Origin of the sequence: Kiloniella litopenaei (genome assembly GCF_000982415.1) — a bacterium.
GTDB lineage: Bacteria > Pseudomonadota > Alphaproteobacteria > Kiloniellales > Kiloniellaceae > Kiloniella > Kiloniella litopenaei.
This window is the reverse complement of record NZ_LANI01000032.1, coordinates 24775-41176: the sequence shown is the minus strand read 5'-3', so window position 1 is coordinate 41176 and position 16402 is coordinate 24775. Positions and strand designations below refer to the sequence as shown.

Here is a 16402-nt window from a genome sequence, read left to right as displayed (position 1 = left end):
TGTTACCCCCAAATCCCGTGTTCAATTTCGATGCCGTTTTCCTTAAAAGCGATATCATCAAACTTAGGCTTATCCTCTTCCGGCAACTTCCTTCTGCGCTGAATATATTTCATCAGGTTCTCGTGCCCACCTTCCCGTTCAAGCTTGGTTACGAGCTTGGCTTCTGCAATCTGCCTTGGCGTTTTTAAATCTCCGCTCTCAAGCTTCTTAACCATCCCATCCATCCAATCCACGTCATAACGCATCATCGAACATTGCTGGATCAAGGCTGTCCCGCATTCCAAACCAGCCCTTTTAAGCCACGCCTTAACCGCCCCTTCTGCATCCGTCCGTTTCAGATATTTGATCCCCTTTGCCATACTCACTAATTGAGAAAAAGTTGGGCTATCTACCCCTTTTGGCAATTCGATCTCATTTTCCGAAATTCCCCCTTTACCCTCTTCTTTTGTTATCTTGTTATCATTGTTGTTTGTGGTCGCTTGCTGGTCGCTTGCTGGTCGCTTGCTGGTCGCTTGCTGGTCACTTTGTTGGTCGCTTGGTTCTTTTTTATCTTGATATTTCTCGTAATTGTTTATTGTTATCAATGAGTAAGAGCTACTCGGCTCGATGGTCACATCGTTGGTCATTTTAAGGTTTTTAAGGGCAGTTCTGATGGATCTCTCTGAAATCAATAATTCTTGAGAAAGGGCCTTTCTTCCGGTGATTAATTGACCCCTTTTCACAGTCACGCCACGCCACTTTTTAGGCTCGTGATTTGCTTTCAAAAGAAGGTGCATAAACACGCGAAAAGTATTCGCGTCGGTATACCATTCCCACTCCACCATACGTCTATGGACACACACCCAACCATTGATCATGCCGCATATCCTTCCTTAGCCAAATTTCCAAATCTCATGTACTGTAATTGCGCCGATAGCCCCACTGTGCCGACCCTGCCCGCTCTGTTCTTACTGATAATCAAATCAGCCTTGCCGTAAGACGCTTCCTTACGAGCTTCCCAAGCCTCAATTGCCTTTAAGTCGCTGTTGTTCTGTGGCTTCTCTCGCTCTGCGTAGTATTCATCACGGTACAGAAAAGCGACTATATCGGCATCTTGTTCTATAGACCCTGATTCACGTAAATCAGATAGCTGGGGGCGCTTGTCTTCCCGTTGCTCAACAGCCCTAGAAAGCTGTGACAAGGCCAGCACAGGTATATCTAGATCACGGGCTATGGCCTTGAGTGTATTACTTATCTTGGTGACTTCCTGAACCTTGCTCTCGGCTCTGGCAGATAAAAGCTGTAGGTAATCCACAATTATGAGCTTGATGTTGTGCTTCCGCTTCATCCATCTGGCTTTTGCCGCCAGCTTTTCCACAGGAAATCCCGCCGAATTTTCATCAATGATTATGGGGAGATTTTCTATCTGCCTATAAGCATTTCGACACCGTATAAATTCATCCTCGTTAAGTCGCCCTTGGTTGATACACTCGGAATCAACCGTGGCGAGGTCAGCCGCCATTCGGTCATGTAGCATTTCAGGAGACATTTCGAGCGAAAACACTCCGACGGGTATACCGTCTGATGCGATCTTCCGCGCCATATTAATGGCAAGAGCGGTTTTCCCCATAGATGGCCTTGCCGCAAGAATGATAAGGTGTGTTTGGCATAAGCCACCCATCCGGCGATCTACATCAATAAAACCTGTTGATAGCCCCCGTATCTCACCACCTCGCTTGTATGCTTCCTCAAGACTCTTGAAGGCGCTTTGGGCAACTTCCTTTGTGGATCGTTGCTTTTTCTCGGTGCCCTTCTCAATTATCGAATATAAACGCCCCTCAAGCCCTTCTATTACGTCGCGGCCCGTCTCTTCTAGATCTATAGATAAAGCCCTTTCGGTGGCTTCTTGTGCTGCCCTGATTGCCTCGCGGCGCAAGTGCAAATCTTCAAGTTGTTCCGCATAATCTTTAATATTGATAACAGTAACCAAAAACGACTGTAATTCACCCAGATAAGCTCTAACATCAATATCGGTCAATAAAGGGTGCTGGTTAAAGTAGTTTGTCAGAGTAACGGCGTTTGCTTGCTTTCCGGCGTTTATCAAATCAGTGATAACCTGATAAATATCTGCGTGGATTTGAAAGTGAAAATGTTCAACGCGCACAGTGTCGGACACATAGTAATAGGCTTTATTGCTCGCCATTAAAGCGGCAATAAACGCCATTTCAATCTCTTCGTTATGAGGTAGTTCATTTGGATGCATCACCACCCCCAAGCATACGCTCTATCAAGTTAGCCTCAGCCTCGGCCCTGTGAGCCGCGCAACCAAGCGCGGCCCTTTCATGTTTTGTCAGGAAGTGTTTGAGCCGTTCCTTGGTTTCCCGAAGCTCTTTGGCTGTCTTCCTGTACCGATAAACTCGAATATCTAGTGCCATGGAATAAGCGCCTTTCCTTCGAGACTTTTAAGGGTGTCGCGGTACAGGGAAGCCGCCTCATATAGATTCCTCAAAGCTTCCTCGTTGTTGTTGCCGAATGCCTGTATACTGGCCTCAGTCATCAAGCGCTCAGCCTTTGGGAACGTCGCACCAGCTTCACCCCATGTCAGACTTAATGGTGTCAGCCGCTTACTCTCGGCAAGTGTTGACCGGATAAGCTCTCTGAGTTCTGCGCGGATATTGTTTTGCTTTGCTCGGTGATAGCTCTGCGCCTCGTCCCACCGCTCTATAGGCGTCTTTGTGTGTTCCGGTTTCTTGACTGGCTTTTTGCGTGTGTGAGCACGTACTGCGACGGGCGCTTGTCCGGTCATCCAGTCATAAACCCAATTCGTCACCTGAACGGCAAATTCTGGGGATAACCACTGCGCTAGATGAAGGGCGACTTTAGGATGAACCCATGTGCCTTGTTCGGCTGGGCGACCACCGCGCTTAATCTGGATTAGGTCCGTTATGGGATTTCCCATATCGTTACTGAGGGCGCAAAGATACTCGTTTGTAGAGGATAGGCGTCTGTAGTCAGCGAGTAGTTTATCAGCAGCGTTACACATAGCTGTCGCGCTGATAAACCCATCGCTTGAACGTTGGTTAATTACAGATGAATTTATGGTATGTGGAATTAAATTGGTCATTTTAAGCCCTCTTTTCGGCTGTTGAGCAACCGACACCAAAGAGCTTCTAACGACCCACTGGTGGCGGGAGGTTTAGAACCTGAAAAGAGACAGGCGGGTTTATTCCCCCGAAGGGTATTGTATTCACCGCCCTCCCACCGAAGTGAGACACCCAAATTTTGGGCACAAAAAATCCACACTTTCGGGGTGGGTATCCGCTCTTTTAAAGGTTCTAACGCCTCAAGAGGAAGACTACGCCCGATGTATATTTTTGTCAATAATGAAGAAAGTTCTGGACTCTGGTAGAGTCTATTTTGAAAACTTCCCGCTAAGGGGGAGTAAGAAAAATGGTCGAATTTGTTATTACTGCCATATTTATTGGCATCGTTATTTACGTTCTCAATGATCTCTTTGGTGGTAAAGAAAGTAACTACAGCCCGAGAAGCAGCCGTGATGAGTATAATTACAAAGGCCAAGTAAGTAGCCCCAAAACTATTGTCAACCAAGGCATGGCACCTAATAACGGCAAAGAGATTTTTAACAGTATCCCTATGCAAAGCATTGCTCGAGTTAGCGCAATTCCGGTAAGTGAAGACAGGGAGATTACCGACAATCAGCGAAATGCAATTATTGAACTTAGAATAAGACCTGATAATCTCACGTTTAGCGATGCTCATGTAATATTGAATCTTAGAGCAGTTATAAGGATACTGATCGAAAGAGTTGAGAATAAACGGACCAACGCCTTGGGGTGGTATGAAGTCGATGCCGCAATCGCATTGTGCGCGCAAGTCGCTGTTACTGAGCCAGCAATCCTTGATTATTGCAGCGACCCCAAGACGACACAGGGCGTAAAAAGTGAGCGCCTCCCCTCTGGTGAAGCCAAGAAGGCCCTTGAGGCGATTGCAGGAAGGTCTTACACCAACATTTCGAAATTGGCGGGGTATAGTTAAACCCCCACCTGTAAAGGATTCCTTGACAACTGCGGTCATATCAATATCCCCGTACTTAACCCTGACACATTAGTTTCTTCTGTATCGCATTCTGGGGTGTATGGGTTGTCTGCTCCCTGCCATGCAGGGGTTAATTTACAATCGCCACAGATACGCATTCCGACCCATTCGCTCTTAAATGTCTTCTGACAGGAAAGGCATTTGCGCTTTTTAACGGCCTCGGATAGCGGCTTAGAATGCTGACTGGTTTTTCGTGAATACCGCTCAACCTCAACCACGTCAGCGGGATTTGCCTTAAGCACAACATAGCGAGAACGATGATTGCCGAGGCACTGTATAAGACCTTTCGCCACCAGCTCCTGTATATGCCTAGGGAAAGACGAAATATCAGCCATGCCGCTTTTATTCTTAAGCTCGGTATATGAAATCTCATGACCAGGAGCGTCAACGAGAGCAGCGAAAACTTTATAGGGCGTAGGTGTTAGTTGTATCTCAGTCATCAAATCACCCCCGTAACAAGACTGGACACGCCGAAGCCGTCACCGTCGCCTGTGGGTGTGAATTGGTTGTCATCGGTCCATGCCCGGCTTGTTTTACACGCCTTGCAAATACGCTCCCCCGGCCATTCGCTCTTGAACTCGGTGCGGCACTTTAGGCACTTACGGCTTTTCTCTTGGCCCTTGTATTTGTTGGATTTCGGCTTGGCAGTGTTTAAAGGAATATGAATGCGGTCCACTTGAACAGGTCCTATCTGTACCTCATCGAGGCGCTTATTCGCGTGAACCGTTTTGTTTTTGGTCCCGCCTGTTTTCGAGATCAACCCGGCTTGACTTAGGAAGCATATTGAATTGCAAAATGCAGTTCTTGATTTCCCACTTAATTCCGCAAGCTTTTTATATCGAATTTGTCCGAGCGGAGCCTCGGTAATTAGCTTGAATAGATTGTATTCCGATCTGCGGAGGTTTGTTTTCTCAGTCATTCGGCTGCCTCCACCTCATCAACATCAAGAACAATGCAGCCAAACTCAATTGAGGTGCCGTCATCATTCCAAGCCCGTGAATCAGGATCAATCTGGACACGAACATCGAAGAACACCTTTTCGCCCTTCTTTAGCCGTCTCTTTAAGCTATGACGACCTCTGATAATATCCAGAGCGGCATACCCGCTGCTTTTGATCTTTGTCTTCGCTTTCTCGGTCATTCGGCTGCCTCTGCTTTTCTCATGTTTTCACGAGCCAAATTCATAAGCATCTTGAACTGCAAAGGCGGCATAACCCTCTTCACTTCATCTATGAAGTAGTTCTCAATACCTCTAAATTTCTTTTTGTCGCCCAGGGATTTGATTTGTCCTTGTAGGTGTTGAGCTTCTTTAGCTAGTTCCGCACGTTTAGGGTGCTTTTTAGGGAGTGCAGTCAGCTTCTCAACGACTACCTTGTAAATAGACACAAGGTTTTCTCTGCGCTCTTTGTCCGTTGGCTCACTGATTCCGTCCACAGATGTATTTCTCATCGTCATCCGCGAGACTGCGCTCTGAGCCTTTCTTGAGGCGACCTTGTACATTCACCCGCCCCTAGTCATTCTGCTAATGCCAAGTCGTATTTTTGACGTCAGCGGCATTTCGTCTATTAGCTTCTGCGTTGTGGACTGACGGAGCTTTTTCCAAGCGGCATGGATGCCCCGTGTATCTCCGGCCTTTGTCACCTCTTGAAGCCTTGCGTGGTGTTTTTTCCAGTCGTTACGTTTCACGCCGCCCTCCCATATCCTGTAATCCAGATAATCGTGTCTTCGCGGTCCTCGTATTCGATATCGACACCGCGCATTTTCCGGTCATCGTCAGTTGCGCCGATGGAAACAAGCACGTCAGAAATCGGCTTAATGAGGTTATCCACATCTGCCTTAGTTACGTGTTGATTGACCCTGATAATGAGTTTGTACGGACCTTCGATCTTATGCCTTAGCTGGCTTTTGAACTCGTACTGCAAGGCCATGATCCAAGCCTTGTATTCAGCAGTCTTAACCCTGCCTCTGCCCTTCACGTTTTTATAAGCGTTGTTCAGGCTTATGGGTTTGGCTTGAGTTGTGTATGTGGCAGAAGCAGGGGTCATTGCGCGGCCTCCGCATAACGAGCCGTTTCAGCTTCAAGAATTGCGTATCCGATCCACTCAGGCACAAGAGGGTGAACAGCGTTTCCAAGCGACTTTATTCTAACTCGCTCCATCCCAACGGATACCCCATCGCCGCTTCGTAAAATGAGCTCACCTCCAACCAATGACGCCCAAGCTCGAGAGTTTTTGTTGCTATTGAAGGCGAGTGCCTTTTTCGTGCTAATAAATGTGCTCCTGAACGAGATAAATCCTTGTAGTCCCGGGCATTTGGGGTAGGCCACGATCCAGACCCTGTCCCTCTGGTGAGGTGCACCAACGCAGGAAGCCGGTATGCAATACCATTCCGCGTCATACCCGATCTCGGCCAAGTCTGCGAGAACTCGGCCAAACCATTCGCCTGGTTGCTCGTCAGGGCCACTAAGCAAATTTGTGACGTTCTCCACGATTGCGTACTTGGGTCGAACTTCGCCAATAATTCGGCAGAGCTCGGACCAGAGGCCTGAGCGTTCCGCTTCGATGCCGGCTTGCTTTCCTGCGATACTGAGGTCTTGGCAGGGGAAGCCGCCTGTAACGATATCAACGGCAATTCCATCGGTAATAAGTTGCTTTGCGTTGACATTTCGAACGTCCCTATAGATCGGCACATCAGGCCAATGTTTTGCTAATACCTTGCGGGGGTAATCTTCAATCTCGCAGAACGCGACAGTTTCAAAGCCGCCGGTTCGTTCAAGGCCAAGAGAAAAGCCGCCTATGCCTGAGAAGATGTCGAGAACTTTGAGCATCACTCTGCAGCCTCTCGTGCGTGCACGCGTGAGCCATGTGCGGCGTGCCAGTACAAATCATAGATTTCCTGTTCTTCACGGAGAGCTTGTTGATCCTTCGCCCGATCCCTGACGACGGCCTTGATTACCTTGGGGTCTAGCCCGAATGATTTAGCCTCTGCCAACACCTCAGCTTTATCAGCATTGAGAGCTTTGATCTCGTCGTTAAGTCGCTCTAGGCGTTCGACTGAGCTTTTAATTTTATCATCGGCTATCGTCATAAAATCACTCTCAAAAAAGCTGCCGGGGCGAACACCTTTCCCCGGCATAGTCAACAGGGAGGCTGCCGTTGTTTTCGATACTGAGCCACAACGGCAAAAGGCTTAGGGTGTTCGTTAAGTGGCGCCTGAAGGGCTTTGACCAAAAACAATCCTGCGCCCGTTGGACTTATCGCCGCCAATTTCTTCAATGCGGCAACCGGGAACGAAAGTAAGAGCTTCAGAGACATTGTCGTAGTGCTGTGTTGTCACTTGGATTACACAGCCAAGGCCATCAATCTGCATGGCTTTCGTTGACTTCATCCAGCCCTCATGCTTGCTTGACGCCTTACAAATAAGCTTGAACGTGTCGCCATCCCCGTAGGTGATAAGATCGCTGACGTTCTTCTTTGCTTCGTCCACTGTCGTGTTGTGAAGGGTTTTACTCATGGCTAATTCCTTAAGTTTTTCAGAGTTAAACAGGGTAACTATTCGGCTGCGGATTTAACGCGCCTTTGTTCTCTCATTCGGCTGATATTGTCATGCACACGACCAGCCGCGATCATGAGCGTTTCAGCCCCTTTGATCAGGTCATCCAGTTCGTAATTGTCGTAGTGATTGTCATCCGCGTATTCACAGGCTTTACCGCAAAGCTCACCCAGCTTGCCGTTCAATGCCGCAAACATCCGTATAGGGTCTGTTTCCTCTGGTCCTGTGATATGACCACCTGACAACTCTGCAATCAGACCAGACAACAACGGCTCACCAGCTACGCACTCTAAATCGGCAATCACATCGGCAGGCATAAACTGCTCATGATGAACATTCAGATAATTGCTGATTGAAGTCTCATTGACTCGCGTCAAGCTAGCAGCTTCTTTTCCACCGCCAACAGCTTCAACAAGCCGCTTTGTTCTGGCGTTGATCTTCAAATAATCGGCTCTTGGTAATTGTCGCATGAATTCAACCACTTCTTATTCAGGTGACAGACTTGAGAAAAAACGCGCACTCTCCACCGCATCAGGACAAACAGCGGAGTACCAATCATGAGAAACGACGCCAACTGTATCAGACCGACGCTCGACACCATCGCCGCAGCCATGTTTAGACTCCAAGACCTTGAGGCCAGCAGCAGAGATATTGCCGATCATGTGACGGCCAACGTCGCGCGAATGGAGATCAAGCGGCTGTCTGAGTGTGAGGGTAGGCTTATGCGTCATGCGGCTGAGCTTCCGGGGTTTTTTGGGGTGTCGTAGTCGTTGAAAAACCATGCGATAGCCGCTGACCATACAAAGGCAGCGGCCTCCATAAGCGCAGATGAATAGTTGCCGTCCAGGACATCAAAGACGAACACCGAGACCCAAAACACGCAAAGAGAAAGCAAAAATATACGTATTAGATAACTCATTGGGGCATCCCTCAGTGACATTGGGTAAGAGAACGCTTACGACGCTCTTTTTCATTACGTCGCGCCTCTTCCCAAGCTTCGGGATCTGAGAACACTTTTTGAAAGGTCTCATAGGTATCGATACTGCAACCCTTGCCCTCTTCCAGCTTTTTGAAGAAGGCCCCACTATTCACAACAATTGTAGATAAGCGAGATAAGCTTACACCTTGCTTTGCACAGAAGTTTTCAGCGTCATCAATCAACTTTTGTCTAAGTGTCATCAATCTTTCCTCGGTTAATTTACCAACAATATGCGGCTTTATAACCGCAATGTCAATGTAAATTTACCGCATGACGATACTTTTTAAATGCGGTTAAATAGCCTCATGGAAAACGAACAAATGATTAGGCGTATAGATCAACGACTTGCCGATCTCGGATTATCTGAGCGAGCAGCTAGTTTTGACGCTACAGAAAAATATGATTCAATCCGGAATATCCGACGTGGGAGATCCCCTCGGATTGAGACTGTATTGGGCCTAGCGAATACACTAAAGGTCTCTGTCGAATGGCTTACGTCAGGAGAAGAAACGCCCCATACACCACCCCTCCCCAGTAACGTCGTTGCGATTGGCCGTACGCCAAATATGGACGCCGTGACAACGGTTCCAGAGATTGACGTTCGGGCGGGCATGGGTGGCGGTGGTGAAGCTGGCGTTGATTACTGGTATGACGACAACGGCAACGGCTACCAGAGGGATGCAGTCAAAGAGCAGTGGCAGTTCCCGACAGAGCACATTCGCGTCAAACTAAACACCCCACCAGAGAAAGCCGTTATCATTGAGGTTGAAGGCGATTCAATGTCCCCCACCCTACTGACTGGCGATCACGTCATGATCAATACTGGTGATACCCGACCATCGCCCCCAGGTATCTTTGCAATCAACGATGGTCTGGGGCTTGTGGTTAAGCGGTTAGAGTTTATTCCCCATTCCGATCCGCTTACTTGCCGTGTGAGTTCTGACAACAAGCACCATAACGAATACGAGCGTAGTGCTGAGGAATTACAGGTGATCGGGCGCGTTGTCTGGTTTGGGAGGCGGGTTTAAGCACGCCCTTGGTTGATTTTAATATTTTTATGATTAAATTGAGTGTAGATAATGGATTTGCCTGACTTTGGCTTTTTAGAGTTTTTTAAATCTGACGACCATAAAATAGCCGCAGTCATCATTATTTGTGTTACTCTACTCATCAGATCCTTATTTAAGACAACTTTAAAGTTTATTAAAGATGACAGGGCTGATAGGCGCAGATATCAACACGAAGATAAGTTATTGCAGCACGAAATAAAGAAAAGACAATTAGAGTTATTTGGAGAGGAGTTAAATTTAGATGATTGAATTTATTATAATCCTTGCCACAATACTAACAATCGCATCGTTTTGGCTCTGGGCTAAGTGCTGGTCTTTTGTTTTGGCTTCGCGTCAATTTCACAGAGATAAATTCTTCGAAACTGCTCACACATTAATAAGCTCTGACAGTATCACAAAGGATGAATTAAGCCGAATATCCTTTTACTCAAAAACCCTTAACCATCCCAAGTCAATGGACATTGTGATTGAGGCGTTAGATCAGGTCGTAAGGGAAAAGCGATCAGGGGGTGGTGCCGCCTCATCTGTCGCGAAAACTGAGAATAGAGAACAGTGGCTTGAAATGACAAGGCATTGGTCTTTAACGGTTATGTCTCAGCCGACCTATAAGGGCTTGGTAGCTTTTTCTTTACTGATGAAAATCACCACATTAACTGACAAAAAGCTTAACGAACCAGACATTTCAAAACTTCACGATAGCCTTGATTTGAAGGCGGCGTAGGCGGGGCGATTTCGTCCCGACCGCCAGCCTCTTTTTTTATAAATTTTATCATTCTTTTTTTCTCAGCTCTATAACTGAAATACTGAGTTTATTTAGTTTTTCTTCAATGGTGAGGGTCTGTGATCGTCATAATGAATGTTACTTTTACCCATGTTACAGGAATCGCAAAGAACTTGAAGGTTGTCTTTTTCAAGCGCCAAATCAGGAAATTTTGATATAGGCTTAATATGGTCCACAACTATTCTGTCATACTCTGGGCCGGATCCGCACAACATACATTTATTACCGTATTCTAATATCACTGAATACCTTAACTTCTTCCAATCCCACGATGCATAAAACGCCTTCATTTCCTCTCTTGTTTTCTTTGCTTCTCTGGATGCTTTTTTCTTAGCTATGGTTATTGGACACGCGCTTTCTTCCGTCCCCTCTAGCCATGCAACCATATCAGATACCATATCTCCCTGATCGTAAGCTCTGATTTCGTCACCCACATGCTCCAGCCATCTCTTATAAAGAACGCCAACGCGAACATTTCTATTTGTTGTGCGAGCGCCCTCCCTACTCATTCGATTAATTATCTTTAATTTTCCATCAAAATAATTCTTAGGATAGCCGCTTTTAGTTTTCTTTCTTGCCATCGGATTACCCTTACTTACCCAAACTAATTTAAGGCGATCAACGAATCGCTGATAGAGTAGTTATGCCTTACGTGCGGATAATTGACAACATTAATTGCGGTATTTTTACATTATTTTGTTGACGCGGCTAATTTACCGCATTACATTATCTCTATCGCAATCGAATAGAGGCCAGTCAGATGACGCATTCAATCGAAGCTACCGTACCTTTCACATGGGACTATGAGGTTGATGGTTTTTTTGTAACCAGCTTTGAGGTGGTCGCGACTGTCACAGCCGCTGATAACCGCCCTGTGATTACAGAATTGCAGATGATTGGCAGCAAGCCTTACCCAAGCAAAGAGACGTCACTGAACGATCTACCGGACACGCTAAAAGGCATTGCTTTCACGGACCTATCTAAGAACCGCCTTTTTCTGGCTGATGCTAGAGAGAACCTTGAGTATGAGGGTCACGTATTCGCTGATGAAAACTCATTCGAAAGCATGTTCGTTAAGCCGTTTGGCGACACGTTCGGAGTAGCAGCCCAATGATCGCCACCCTCGAATTCTTAGCCAAGGCATCTTTGGGCTTAACCGCCCTAATCGCCTTCTGGCTGATCATCCTTTCGTACTTAGCAGGGTTTGAAGACCCGCTTGCATTCCTCGTCCAAATTTCGGAGACAATACGTTGATGTTAAAAAAATACACCAAAGGCATCTATTGCCTTGAATCTGACAAGGTGTTGGATCACGGAACTAAAGTTCAGGTAGCCACGCGCAGAGGTAAAAAGCTGGATGTGTTGGTTTGGAAGCACCTCAAATCTGTGAATGGCAAACACTATCATAGCTACGTGCGTCAGGATGGCTTTTGCTCCAGAGAAAAACATCTAAGAAATGCCGAAAGATTTAAGCAGCGTGCGGAAAAGAAAGCTCTGCTCAGTAATGATGCTTACGAAAAATCCTTGAAGTACAGAGATTTTCTCTCGCTAGGCGAACCGATCAAGGTCGGACATCACTCTGAAAAACGACATAGGAAAATCATTGAAGACAATAGCCGCAACATGGAGAAGTCAGTTGCGCTTGATCGTGAGGCCAATGAGCTTAATGACCGTGCCTTGGGGGCCGAAGACGCAGCGGAAAAAATCTTTATGGACAGCCCGGACTGTCTGCCTCGCCTGCACAAAAAATTACAGCTACTTGAGGGGCAAAAAGAAGTGGTACGGCAGGCAAGAAAACAGGGCGATACGCCGCCGTATTTTTCTGTGAATCTCAATGCCAATATTAGAGCGGTAAAGAAAAAGCTCAAAATTGCCGTTGATGTTTGGAGCATCGACCCAGAGATACACGGAGTAGTTAGTTATGAGTGAGATTAACGGCCCTTGGCACACAGAAGAGCCATGCCACTACGAAGCATGTGAAATCTACATCTGCCATGAAAAGACAGTGTGTGACGCAACAGTAGCGGCAACCGTTGCCGATGTATCAGCCACCCATGAAGTCAACCGACAACGCGCCCAACTGATAGCCGCTGCTCCTGACCTTCTGGAAGCTTTGAAAGCATTCACCAAAATGTATGTGCAGATGATCGAAAGTGGCGATTGCGGCAATTGGAACCCTGAAGAGGACGCCGAAGTAATTCAGGCCCGCAAAGCCATAGCCAAAGCGGAAGGCAAGACCGATGCCTAGCGTTTCAAAGGAAATCAAATTGCTGAACGAGGCAGCTACTGCACTCGAACAGGGGCAAGGCTGGGGTCTGGGTTTTCTCAAGGACTTGGAGAAACGCTCGACACACTCAGAGGTCAAAAGCCTTGCTGCAAAAGTACTGGAAGAGCGTGGGGTGCGGGTGTGAGTAATATTCCTCATTCAGAACGCGTTAAATATATAGGAGCCTCAGAGGTTGCCGCTGTCTTTAATCTGTCTCCATTCCTCACAAAATTCGAGTTATGGCACAGGAAGGCAGGAAACATTGAAGAGAGCCGTCTAGATGATAACCGTACTCAGTGGGGAAATATACTAGAGCGTGCCATAGCAATGGCTACCGCCGAAAAGACAGGCTGGAATATTAATAAGGTCCATAGATACCTCACACACAAAACAATTGAAGGCATGGGCGCAAGTCCAGACTTTGAGATTATCAGCCACAACAGAGGCCCCGGCGCACTAGAGATTAAGAATGTTGATTGGCAAATTTTCAAAGAATGGCCTGATCACAAGCCACCTATCTATTATCAACTCCAATTACAGCAACAGTTATCAGTCATGGGTCGTTCATGGGGTGCAATAGCAGTTCTTATCGGCGGCAATCAACTAGAGGTCTTTGAGTACAGCAGACACGAGAAAGTCATTCAGAAGATTGAAAACGGCATTGCTGAATTTTGGCAATCCATCCGAGACAACAAAGAGCCGTCACCGGATTTCAGAACTGATGCTGACACCCTATCCCTACTCTACCGCTCAGGCGGTGGTGAGGCGATCAATATGCGCGGTGACAATTACATAAAGGAGCTTTGCGCACGTTATGTCGAGGCCTCCCAAAAAGAGAAAAATTGGACCAAGGAACGCAAAGCAGCCAAGGCCGAGATACTAACCAAGATTGGCGATGCATCCGTTGCCTTTGTTGATGATTACCGCCTGTTAGCTGGGGAGGTGAAAGACGTTGAAATTCCAGCTTACACAAGGCGCGGATACAGAAACTTACACGTATCACCAATGCAGAAGGAAGCAGCAGAATGAGCAATCTACCAGCCGTTCAAGAGAAGACAAATCAGGTGCGCAGCGTACTTGAGAAAATGAAGCCTCAGTTTAAAAATGCTTTACCCAAGCATGTAACGCCTGAGCGCCTATTGCGCGTCACCATGACAGCTATTCAAAACAACCCTAAACTACTTGAGTGTGACCGGACAAGCCTGTTCTCTGCGATTATGTCCTGCGCTCAGTTGGGTTTGGTTCCTGACGGCATTCTAGGACAAGCTTACATGATTCCCTTCAAAGTGCGTGGGCAAATGCGCTGTCAGTTTATACCGGGTTACAAAGGGCTTCTCACCCTAGCTCGTAACTCTGGTGAGGTGCAGAGCATTCAGGCTCAAGCGGTTCATGAGAATGACGAGTTTGAGTTTCGTTTCGGACTTGATGAGAAACTTGAGCACATTCCCGCTCAGGGCGAGCGAGGTGAGATTACACACTTCTGGGCATGCGCAAGGTTTAAAGATGGCGGGAGCCATTGGGACGTAATGAGCCGTACAGAGGTTGAGAGTATCCGTGATGGGTCACAAGGTTATCAAGCCGCTGTCCGTTTCGCCAAGAATGGCAAAGTAAATAGCCCTTGGGTTGACCACTTCTCTGAAATGGGCCGCAAGACCGTTATTCGCAGGATTGCTAAATATCTACCTATGGACGTTCAGAAGGCCGCTCATATTGCTCAGAGCTATGAGACAGGCGAACACAGCTACATTGATACCCATGGTGAGGTCGTTGTTGAAGCGGCAATCGAGCATGAGGAAGAAGCTGTTCAGGTCGAAGATAAAAGCGCACTTGATACCTTTGCGGATGATGAAGAAAAGGAAGTCGTTGAGTTTGAACCATTTGATGCAGATGAGCCAAAACTGAACGCTGCAAAGGCCGCCGCCGAAAAAGGCGAGAAGTCACTCAACGAATGGGTTGGGAAGAATAAAGACAATCTGCCAGACGGATGGCTTGAGCACTATGAGCCTGAACTCATGAAGTTGGCAAGTTAACTGAATTACATGCCGTAACCCTTCGCTGTCTTTGTCCAGGGGAGCGGCCTTACTAAGCCTCACTACGCTTGGCTTAGTAAAACAGGCTCAAAAAAACCAGCCGAGCCGAAAAAAACCGGAGAGCGGCGGGAATAGAAACCAAGGATCACAGCAGAAGGCAATATTCCCGCCGCTCTCCAAGGAAACAAACATGTTTAAACAAATAATCGCAGAAGCAAGGCAAGAGATTAGCGGGGATTACAACCCTAAGCCTTACCGCAAAAAACGAAAGCCACGCTGTCCCCGCTGCACAGCCTACATGCAGAAGAAACGCATAGATGGTCAGAGCGCATGGAACTGTCCGAGACACGGCATTGTGCGATTTATTAAACCCAAGAGTGAGGACGCAGCATGACCGCCCCAATACAAGCCGCCCTCGCCGCTGTAGGGCGTCCACCGCTCACACCAGAGCTGGTCGAGGAACTGAGAAAAGAATGGAGGGTGAGGTGATGCTGTTTATGTACATCTTTTTTGCGGCCTTACTGCTGGCAACTATCGATCATTTGGTTGCAATGAAATCAATTAAGAGTGGAGCAAGGCCATGAGTGAGCTAAAACCGTGTCCCTTTTGCGGGAGCGAAGCTTTCGAAGATATCTGGGAAAATAAGTTTGGCGTTTTTGAGGGATCAATTGCCTGTGATTGTGGTGCGCGCAGTGAAGACCTTGAAGAAGATATGCCCTTAAATGAGGCAAAGGCTATTATTATTGAGAAATGGAACACCCGCACCAGCCCCGAGGTTGGAGAGAAATCACCCGAAGAACTTCTGAAAAGCATAACAGGACTATCCAGCGAGTATGAAATTAACGTCATATTCAGAAAGGTGATGGCCAAACAAAGACAAATCATCCAAAGCCAGCAGGCGGAGATTGAGCAATGGAAAGCTAACCATGCGGATGTGGTTGCCCGTAACAGAATCTTGTCACAGCGCGAGGATCTTCCTGTTGATCGATTGCCAGCGCATAAGGAACTTGAACGCAGCCAAGCCCGAGTAAAAGAGCTTGAGGGGGTTATAGCCGATCTTGAATCGGATATGGAGAAGATCTTCAACCACACATGCAACTACGGGAAAAACTTAGGCCATCATCTTTATCAGTGCAGAAAGATAGCAGGCACCGCCCTCTATGGGATAGATGAACCAGCACCGGAGGGTGAATGATGAACATCAATGGATACATCGTTGGCGTCTACTTCGGCAGCTCATACAAATGTGACGCCTTCCTCTCAACGAGAGACAACAAAGAACTCAGGGTTCCTCGCGATGTTGGCAAATATATCATGGGCCAGCAGGAAACGGTCAACATGCTTCAAGCCAACAACGGTGACCTTGTAAACGCCTTACAGGGGCTGATGGATTACACCAAGGGGCTTATCAAAACTCATTTTGACGATCCAAGCCGGATTGAAGAGGTCGATTGCATCGGAATTGCTGAGCAAACCCTTAACGATACTGAGGCGATCAATCAGCGGAAGCCTATTGAAACTGCCCTGAGTTTTGCCGCCTCGGCAATCAAATGTGGTGATACCTGGTCACCTTCCTGCGAGAAAGTATTTAATGCAGCATGGGACGCCTTACAGGAAGAGAGAGGGTGAGT

The 16402-nt window shown here is 47.3% G+C and carries 30 protein-coding genes; 12 read left to right on the top strand and 18 right to left on the bottom strand.

Annotated features, from left to right (window positions below; genetic code table 11):
- Positions 1–2: 2 nt before the first annotated feature.
- From WH95_RS18500 to WH95_RS20810, 4 genes are read right to left on the bottom strand one after another with little or no spacing between them, the layout of a single operon-like run.
- Positions 3–857 carry a hypothetical protein gene (locus WH95_RS18500; protein WP_046509859.1) on the bottom strand — a complete coding sequence of 285 codons (855 nt, stop codon included), beginning with the start codon at positions 855–857 and terminating at the stop codon, positions 3–5.
- Entirely contained in the window at positions 854–2242 is a 1389-nt protein-coding gene (gene dnaB, locus WH95_RS18495; RefSeq protein ID WP_046509858.1) for a replicative DNA helicase, read from the bottom strand. The genes WH95_RS18500 and dnaB overlap by 4 nt, the downstream gene beginning before the upstream one ends.
- Complete coding sequence (locus WH95_RS18490) at positions 2229–2414, bottom strand: hypothetical protein (protein ID WP_046509857.1); 186 nt, start codon at positions 2412–2414, stop codon at positions 2229–2231. Before WH95_RS18490 ends, dnaB begins: the two co-directional genes overlap by 14 nt.
- Positions 2405–3103 (bottom strand): KilA-N domain-containing protein, encoded by a 699-nt coding sequence (locus tag WH95_RS20810; protein ID WP_052742150.1) that lies wholly within the window; start codon positions 3101–3103, stop codon positions 2405–2407. Before WH95_RS20810 ends, WH95_RS18490 begins: the two co-directional genes overlap by 10 nt.
- A 326-nt stretch (positions 3104–3429) precedes the next feature.
- Here WH95_RS20810 and WH95_RS18480 point away from each other — a divergent pair, with 326 nt between their 5' ends.
- The gene (locus tag WH95_RS18480) at positions 3430–4035 is read left to right on the top strand and encodes a hypothetical protein (RefSeq protein WP_046509856.1); all 606 of its coding nucleotides are present in this window, start codon (positions 3430–3432) and stop codon (positions 4033–4035) included.
- 35 nt (positions 4036–4070) lie between these two features.
- Here the strand turns inward: WH95_RS18480 and WH95_RS18475 are convergent, their stop codons facing one another.
- The 13 genes from WH95_RS18475 to WH95_RS18420 form a co-directional block, all read right to left on the bottom strand.
- Positions 4071–4535, bottom strand: coding sequence for a hypothetical protein (locus tag WH95_RS18475; protein ID WP_046509855.1), 465 nt, complete (start codon positions 4533–4535; stop codon positions 4071–4073).
- Positions 4535–5014 (bottom strand): hypothetical protein, encoded by a 480-nt coding sequence (locus tag WH95_RS18470; RefSeq protein WP_046509854.1) that lies wholly within the window; start codon positions 5012–5014, stop codon positions 4535–4537. Before WH95_RS18470 ends, WH95_RS18475 begins: the two co-directional genes overlap by 1 nt.
- Positions 5011–5235 carry a hypothetical protein gene (locus WH95_RS18465; RefSeq protein ID WP_046509853.1) on the bottom strand — a complete coding sequence of 75 codons (225 nt, stop codon included), beginning with the start codon at positions 5233–5235 and terminating at the stop codon, positions 5011–5013. The genes WH95_RS18470 and WH95_RS18465 overlap by 4 nt, the downstream gene beginning before the upstream one ends.
- Positions 5232–5594, bottom strand: coding sequence for a hypothetical protein (locus WH95_RS18460; RefSeq protein WP_046509852.1), 363 nt, complete (start codon positions 5592–5594; stop codon positions 5232–5234). The genes WH95_RS18465 and WH95_RS18460 overlap by 4 nt, the downstream gene beginning before the upstream one ends.
- Positions 5595–5780 (bottom strand): hypothetical protein, encoded by a 186-nt coding sequence (locus WH95_RS18455; protein WP_046509851.1) that lies wholly within the window; start codon positions 5778–5780, stop codon positions 5595–5597.
- Complete coding sequence (locus tag WH95_RS18450; protein ID WP_046509850.1) at positions 5777–6139, bottom strand: RusA family crossover junction endodeoxyribonuclease; 363 nt, start codon at positions 6137–6139, stop codon at positions 5777–5779. Before WH95_RS18450 ends, WH95_RS18455 begins: the two co-directional genes overlap by 4 nt.
- Entirely contained in the window at positions 6136–6921 is a 786-nt protein-coding gene (locus WH95_RS18445) for a DNA cytosine methyltransferase (protein WP_046509849.1), read from the bottom strand. The genes WH95_RS18450 and WH95_RS18445 overlap by 4 nt, the downstream gene beginning before the upstream one ends.
- Positions 6921–7181 (bottom strand): DUF2312 domain-containing protein, encoded by a 261-nt coding sequence (locus tag WH95_RS18440; RefSeq protein WP_046509848.1) that lies wholly within the window; start codon positions 7179–7181, stop codon positions 6921–6923. Before WH95_RS18440 ends, WH95_RS18445 begins: the two co-directional genes overlap by 1 nt.
- 114 nt (positions 7182–7295) lie before the next feature.
- Positions 7296–7607: a hypothetical protein gene (locus tag WH95_RS18435; protein ID WP_046509847.1), complete on the bottom strand. Its 312-nt coding sequence runs from the start codon at positions 7605–7607 to the stop codon at positions 7296–7298.
- Positions 7608–7645: 38 nt separating this feature from the next.
- On the bottom strand, positions 7646–8116 hold the full coding sequence (locus tag WH95_RS18430) for a hypothetical protein (protein WP_046509846.1): 471 nt from the start codon (positions 8114–8116) through the stop codon (positions 7646–7648).
- Between the two features lie 15 nt (positions 8117–8131).
- A complete protein-coding gene (locus WH95_RS21340; RefSeq protein WP_157846016.1) occupies positions 8132–8377 on the bottom strand; it encodes a hypothetical protein in 246 nt (81 codons plus the stop codon).
- Positions 8374–8565, bottom strand: a complete 192-nt coding sequence (locus WH95_RS21335; protein ID WP_157846015.1) for a hypothetical protein — start codon at positions 8563–8565, stop codon at positions 8374–8376. The genes WH95_RS21340 and WH95_RS21335 overlap by 4 nt, the downstream gene beginning before the upstream one ends.
- 11 nt (positions 8566–8576) lie before the next feature.
- Positions 8577–8825 (bottom strand): hypothetical protein, encoded by a 249-nt coding sequence (locus tag WH95_RS18420; RefSeq protein WP_046509844.1) that lies wholly within the window; start codon positions 8823–8825, stop codon positions 8577–8579.
- Between the two features lie 120 nt (positions 8826–8945).
- On the opposite strand from WH95_RS18420, the gene WH95_RS20805 reads away from it, so the two are divergent.
- The 3 genes from WH95_RS20805 to WH95_RS18405 are packed head-to-tail and all read left to right on the top strand — an operon-like array spanning position 8946 to position 10416.
- Entirely contained in the window at positions 8946–9653 is a 708-nt protein-coding gene (locus WH95_RS20805; protein ID WP_157846014.1) for a S24 family peptidase, read from the top strand.
- Positions 9654–9704: 51 nt separating this feature from the next.
- Entirely contained in the window at positions 9705–9944 is a 240-nt protein-coding gene (locus tag WH95_RS18410; RefSeq protein ID WP_046509843.1) for a hypothetical protein, read from the top strand.
- Entirely contained in the window at positions 9937–10416 is a 480-nt protein-coding gene (locus tag WH95_RS18405) for a hypothetical protein (RefSeq protein ID WP_046509842.1), read from the top strand. The genes WH95_RS18410 and WH95_RS18405 overlap by 8 nt, the downstream gene beginning before the upstream one ends.
- Positions 10417–10508: 92 nt before the next feature.
- Here the strand turns inward: WH95_RS18405 and WH95_RS20800 are convergent, their stop codons facing one another.
- Entirely contained in the window at positions 10509–11057 is a 549-nt protein-coding gene (locus tag WH95_RS20800) for an HNH endonuclease (RefSeq protein WP_052742148.1), read from the bottom strand.
- A gap of 179 nt (positions 11058–11236) precedes the next feature.
- Between WH95_RS20800 and WH95_RS18395 the strand changes: the two genes are divergently transcribed.
- The 8 genes from WH95_RS18395 to WH95_RS18360 all read left to right on the top strand — a co-directional run bounded on the left by WH95_RS18395 (position 11237) and on the right by WH95_RS18360 (position 16400).
- Positions 11237–11590, top strand: coding sequence for a hypothetical protein (locus tag WH95_RS18395; RefSeq protein ID WP_046509841.1), 354 nt, complete (start codon positions 11237–11239; stop codon positions 11588–11590).
- 139 nt (positions 11591–11729) lie between these two features.
- Positions 11730–12404 carry a DUF3560 domain-containing protein gene (locus WH95_RS20795; protein WP_052742147.1) on the top strand — a complete coding sequence of 225 codons (675 nt, stop codon included), beginning with the start codon at positions 11730–11732 and terminating at the stop codon, positions 12402–12404.
- Positions 12397–12723 carry a hypothetical protein gene (locus tag WH95_RS18385; RefSeq protein ID WP_052742146.1) on the top strand — a complete coding sequence of 109 codons (327 nt, stop codon included), beginning with the start codon at positions 12397–12399 and terminating at the stop codon, positions 12721–12723. Before WH95_RS20795 ends, WH95_RS18385 begins: the two co-directional genes overlap by 8 nt.
- Positions 12716–12886, top strand: coding sequence for a hypothetical protein (locus tag WH95_RS21330; RefSeq protein ID WP_157846012.1), 171 nt, complete (start codon positions 12716–12718; stop codon positions 12884–12886). The genes WH95_RS18385 and WH95_RS21330 overlap by 8 nt, the downstream gene beginning before the upstream one ends.
- Positions 12883–13770 (top strand): YqaJ viral recombinase family nuclease, encoded by an 888-nt coding sequence (locus WH95_RS18380; protein ID WP_046509840.1) that lies wholly within the window; start codon positions 12883–12885, stop codon positions 13768–13770. Before WH95_RS21330 ends, WH95_RS18380 begins: the two co-directional genes overlap by 4 nt.
- Positions 13767–14771, top strand: coding sequence for a recombinase RecT (locus WH95_RS18375; protein ID WP_052742145.1), 1005 nt, complete (start codon positions 13767–13769; stop codon positions 14769–14771). The genes WH95_RS18380 and WH95_RS18375 overlap by 4 nt, the downstream gene beginning before the upstream one ends.
- Before the next feature lie 580 nt (positions 14772–15351).
- Positions 15352–15966 (top strand): Lar family restriction alleviation protein, encoded by a 615-nt coding sequence (locus WH95_RS18365; RefSeq protein ID WP_046509838.1) that lies wholly within the window; start codon positions 15352–15354, stop codon positions 15964–15966.
- Positions 15963–16400 (top strand): hypothetical protein, encoded by a 438-nt coding sequence (locus WH95_RS18360; RefSeq protein ID WP_046509837.1) that lies wholly within the window; start codon positions 15963–15965, stop codon positions 16398–16400. Before WH95_RS18365 ends, WH95_RS18360 begins: the two co-directional genes overlap by 4 nt.
- The last annotated feature ends 2 nt before the right edge of the window (positions 16401–16402 follow it).

Bases quoted from the DNA above. Each gene is read 5' to 3' on its own strand.
- WH95_RS18500 (WP_046509859.1), bottom strand. From the start codon at position 857: ATGATCAATGGTTGGGTGTGTGTCCATAGACGTATGGTGGAGTGGGAA.
- dnaB (WP_046509858.1), bottom strand. From the start codon at position 2,242: ATGCATCCAAATGAACTACCTCATAACGAAGAGATTGAAATGGCGTTT.
- WH95_RS18490 (WP_046509857.1), bottom strand. From the start codon at position 2,414: ATGGCACTAGATATTCGAGTTTATCGGTACAGGAAGACAGCCAAAGAG.
- WH95_RS20810 (WP_052742150.1), bottom strand. From the start codon at position 3,103: ATGACCAATTTAATTCCACATACCATAAATTCATCTGTAATTAACCAA.
- WH95_RS18480 (WP_046509856.1), top strand. From the start codon at position 3,430: ATGGTCGAATTTGTTATTACTGCCATATTTATTGGCATCGTTATTTAC.
- WH95_RS18475 (WP_046509855.1), bottom strand. From the start codon at position 4,535: ATGACTGAGATACAACTAACACCTACGCCCTATAAAGTTTTCGCTGCT.
- WH95_RS18470 (WP_046509854.1), bottom strand. From the start codon at position 5,014: ATGACTGAGAAAACAAACCTCCGCAGATCGGAATACAATCTATTCAAG.
- WH95_RS18465 (WP_046509853.1), bottom strand. From the start codon at position 5,235: ATGACCGAGAAAGCGAAGACAAAGATCAAAAGCAGCGGGTATGCCGCT.
- WH95_RS18460 (WP_046509852.1), bottom strand. From the start codon at position 5,594: ATGTACAAGGTCGCCTCAAGAAAGGCTCAGAGCGCAGTCTCGCGGATG.
- WH95_RS18450 (WP_046509850.1), bottom strand. From the start codon at position 6,139: ATGACCCCTGCTTCTGCCACATACACAACTCAAGCCAAACCCATAAGC.
- WH95_RS18445 (WP_046509849.1), bottom strand. From the start codon at position 6,921: ATGCTCAAAGTTCTCGACATCTTCTCAGGCATAGGCGGCTTTTCTCTT.
- WH95_RS18440 (WP_046509848.1), bottom strand. From the start codon at position 7,181: ATGACGATAGCCGATGATAAAATTAAAAGCTCAGTCGAACGCCTAGAG.
- WH95_RS18435 (WP_046509847.1), bottom strand. From the start codon at position 7,607: ATGAGTAAAACCCTTCACAACACGACAGTGGACGAAGCAAAGAAGAAC.
- WH95_RS18430 (WP_046509846.1), bottom strand. From the start codon at position 8,116: ATGCGACAATTACCAAGAGCCGATTATTTGAAGATCAACGCCAGAACA.
- WH95_RS21340 (WP_157846016.1), bottom strand. From the start codon at position 8,377: ATGACGCATAAGCCTACCCTCACACTCAGACAGCCGCTTGATCTCCAT.
- WH95_RS21335 (WP_157846015.1), bottom strand. From the start codon at position 8,565: ATGAGTTATCTAATACGTATATTTTTGCTTTCTCTTTGCGTGTTTTGG.
- WH95_RS18420 (WP_046509844.1), bottom strand. From the start codon at position 8,825: ATGACACTTAGACAAAAGTTGATTGATGACGCTGAAAACTTCTGTGCA.
- WH95_RS20805 (WP_157846014.1), top strand. From the start codon at position 8,946: ATGATTAGGCGTATAGATCAACGACTTGCCGATCTCGGATTATCTGAG.
- WH95_RS18410 (WP_046509843.1), top strand. From the start codon at position 9,705: ATGGATTTGCCTGACTTTGGCTTTTTAGAGTTTTTTAAATCTGACGAC.
- WH95_RS18405 (WP_046509842.1), top strand. From the start codon at position 9,937: ATGATTGAATTTATTATAATCCTTGCCACAATACTAACAATCGCATCG.
- WH95_RS20800 (WP_052742148.1), bottom strand. From the start codon at position 11,057: ATGGCAAGAAAGAAAACTAAAAGCGGCTATCCTAAGAATTATTTTGAT.
- WH95_RS18395 (WP_046509841.1), top strand. From the start codon at position 11,237: ATGACGCATTCAATCGAAGCTACCGTACCTTTCACATGGGACTATGAG.
- WH95_RS20795 (WP_052742147.1), top strand. From the start codon at position 11,730: ATGTTAAAAAAATACACCAAAGGCATCTATTGCCTTGAATCTGACAAG.
- WH95_RS18385 (WP_052742146.1), top strand. From the start codon at position 12,397: ATGAGTGAGATTAACGGCCCTTGGCACACAGAAGAGCCATGCCACTAC.
- WH95_RS21330 (WP_157846012.1), top strand. From the start codon at position 12,716: ATGCCTAGCGTTTCAAAGGAAATCAAATTGCTGAACGAGGCAGCTACT.
- WH95_RS18375 (WP_052742145.1), top strand. From the start codon at position 13,767: ATGAGCAATCTACCAGCCGTTCAAGAGAAGACAAATCAGGTGCGCAGC.
- WH95_RS18365 (WP_046509838.1), top strand. From the start codon at position 15,352: ATGAGTGAGCTAAAACCGTGTCCCTTTTGCGGGAGCGAAGCTTTCGAA.
- WH95_RS18360 (WP_046509837.1), top strand. From the start codon at position 15,963: ATGATGAACATCAATGGATACATCGTTGGCGTCTACTTCGGCAGCTCA.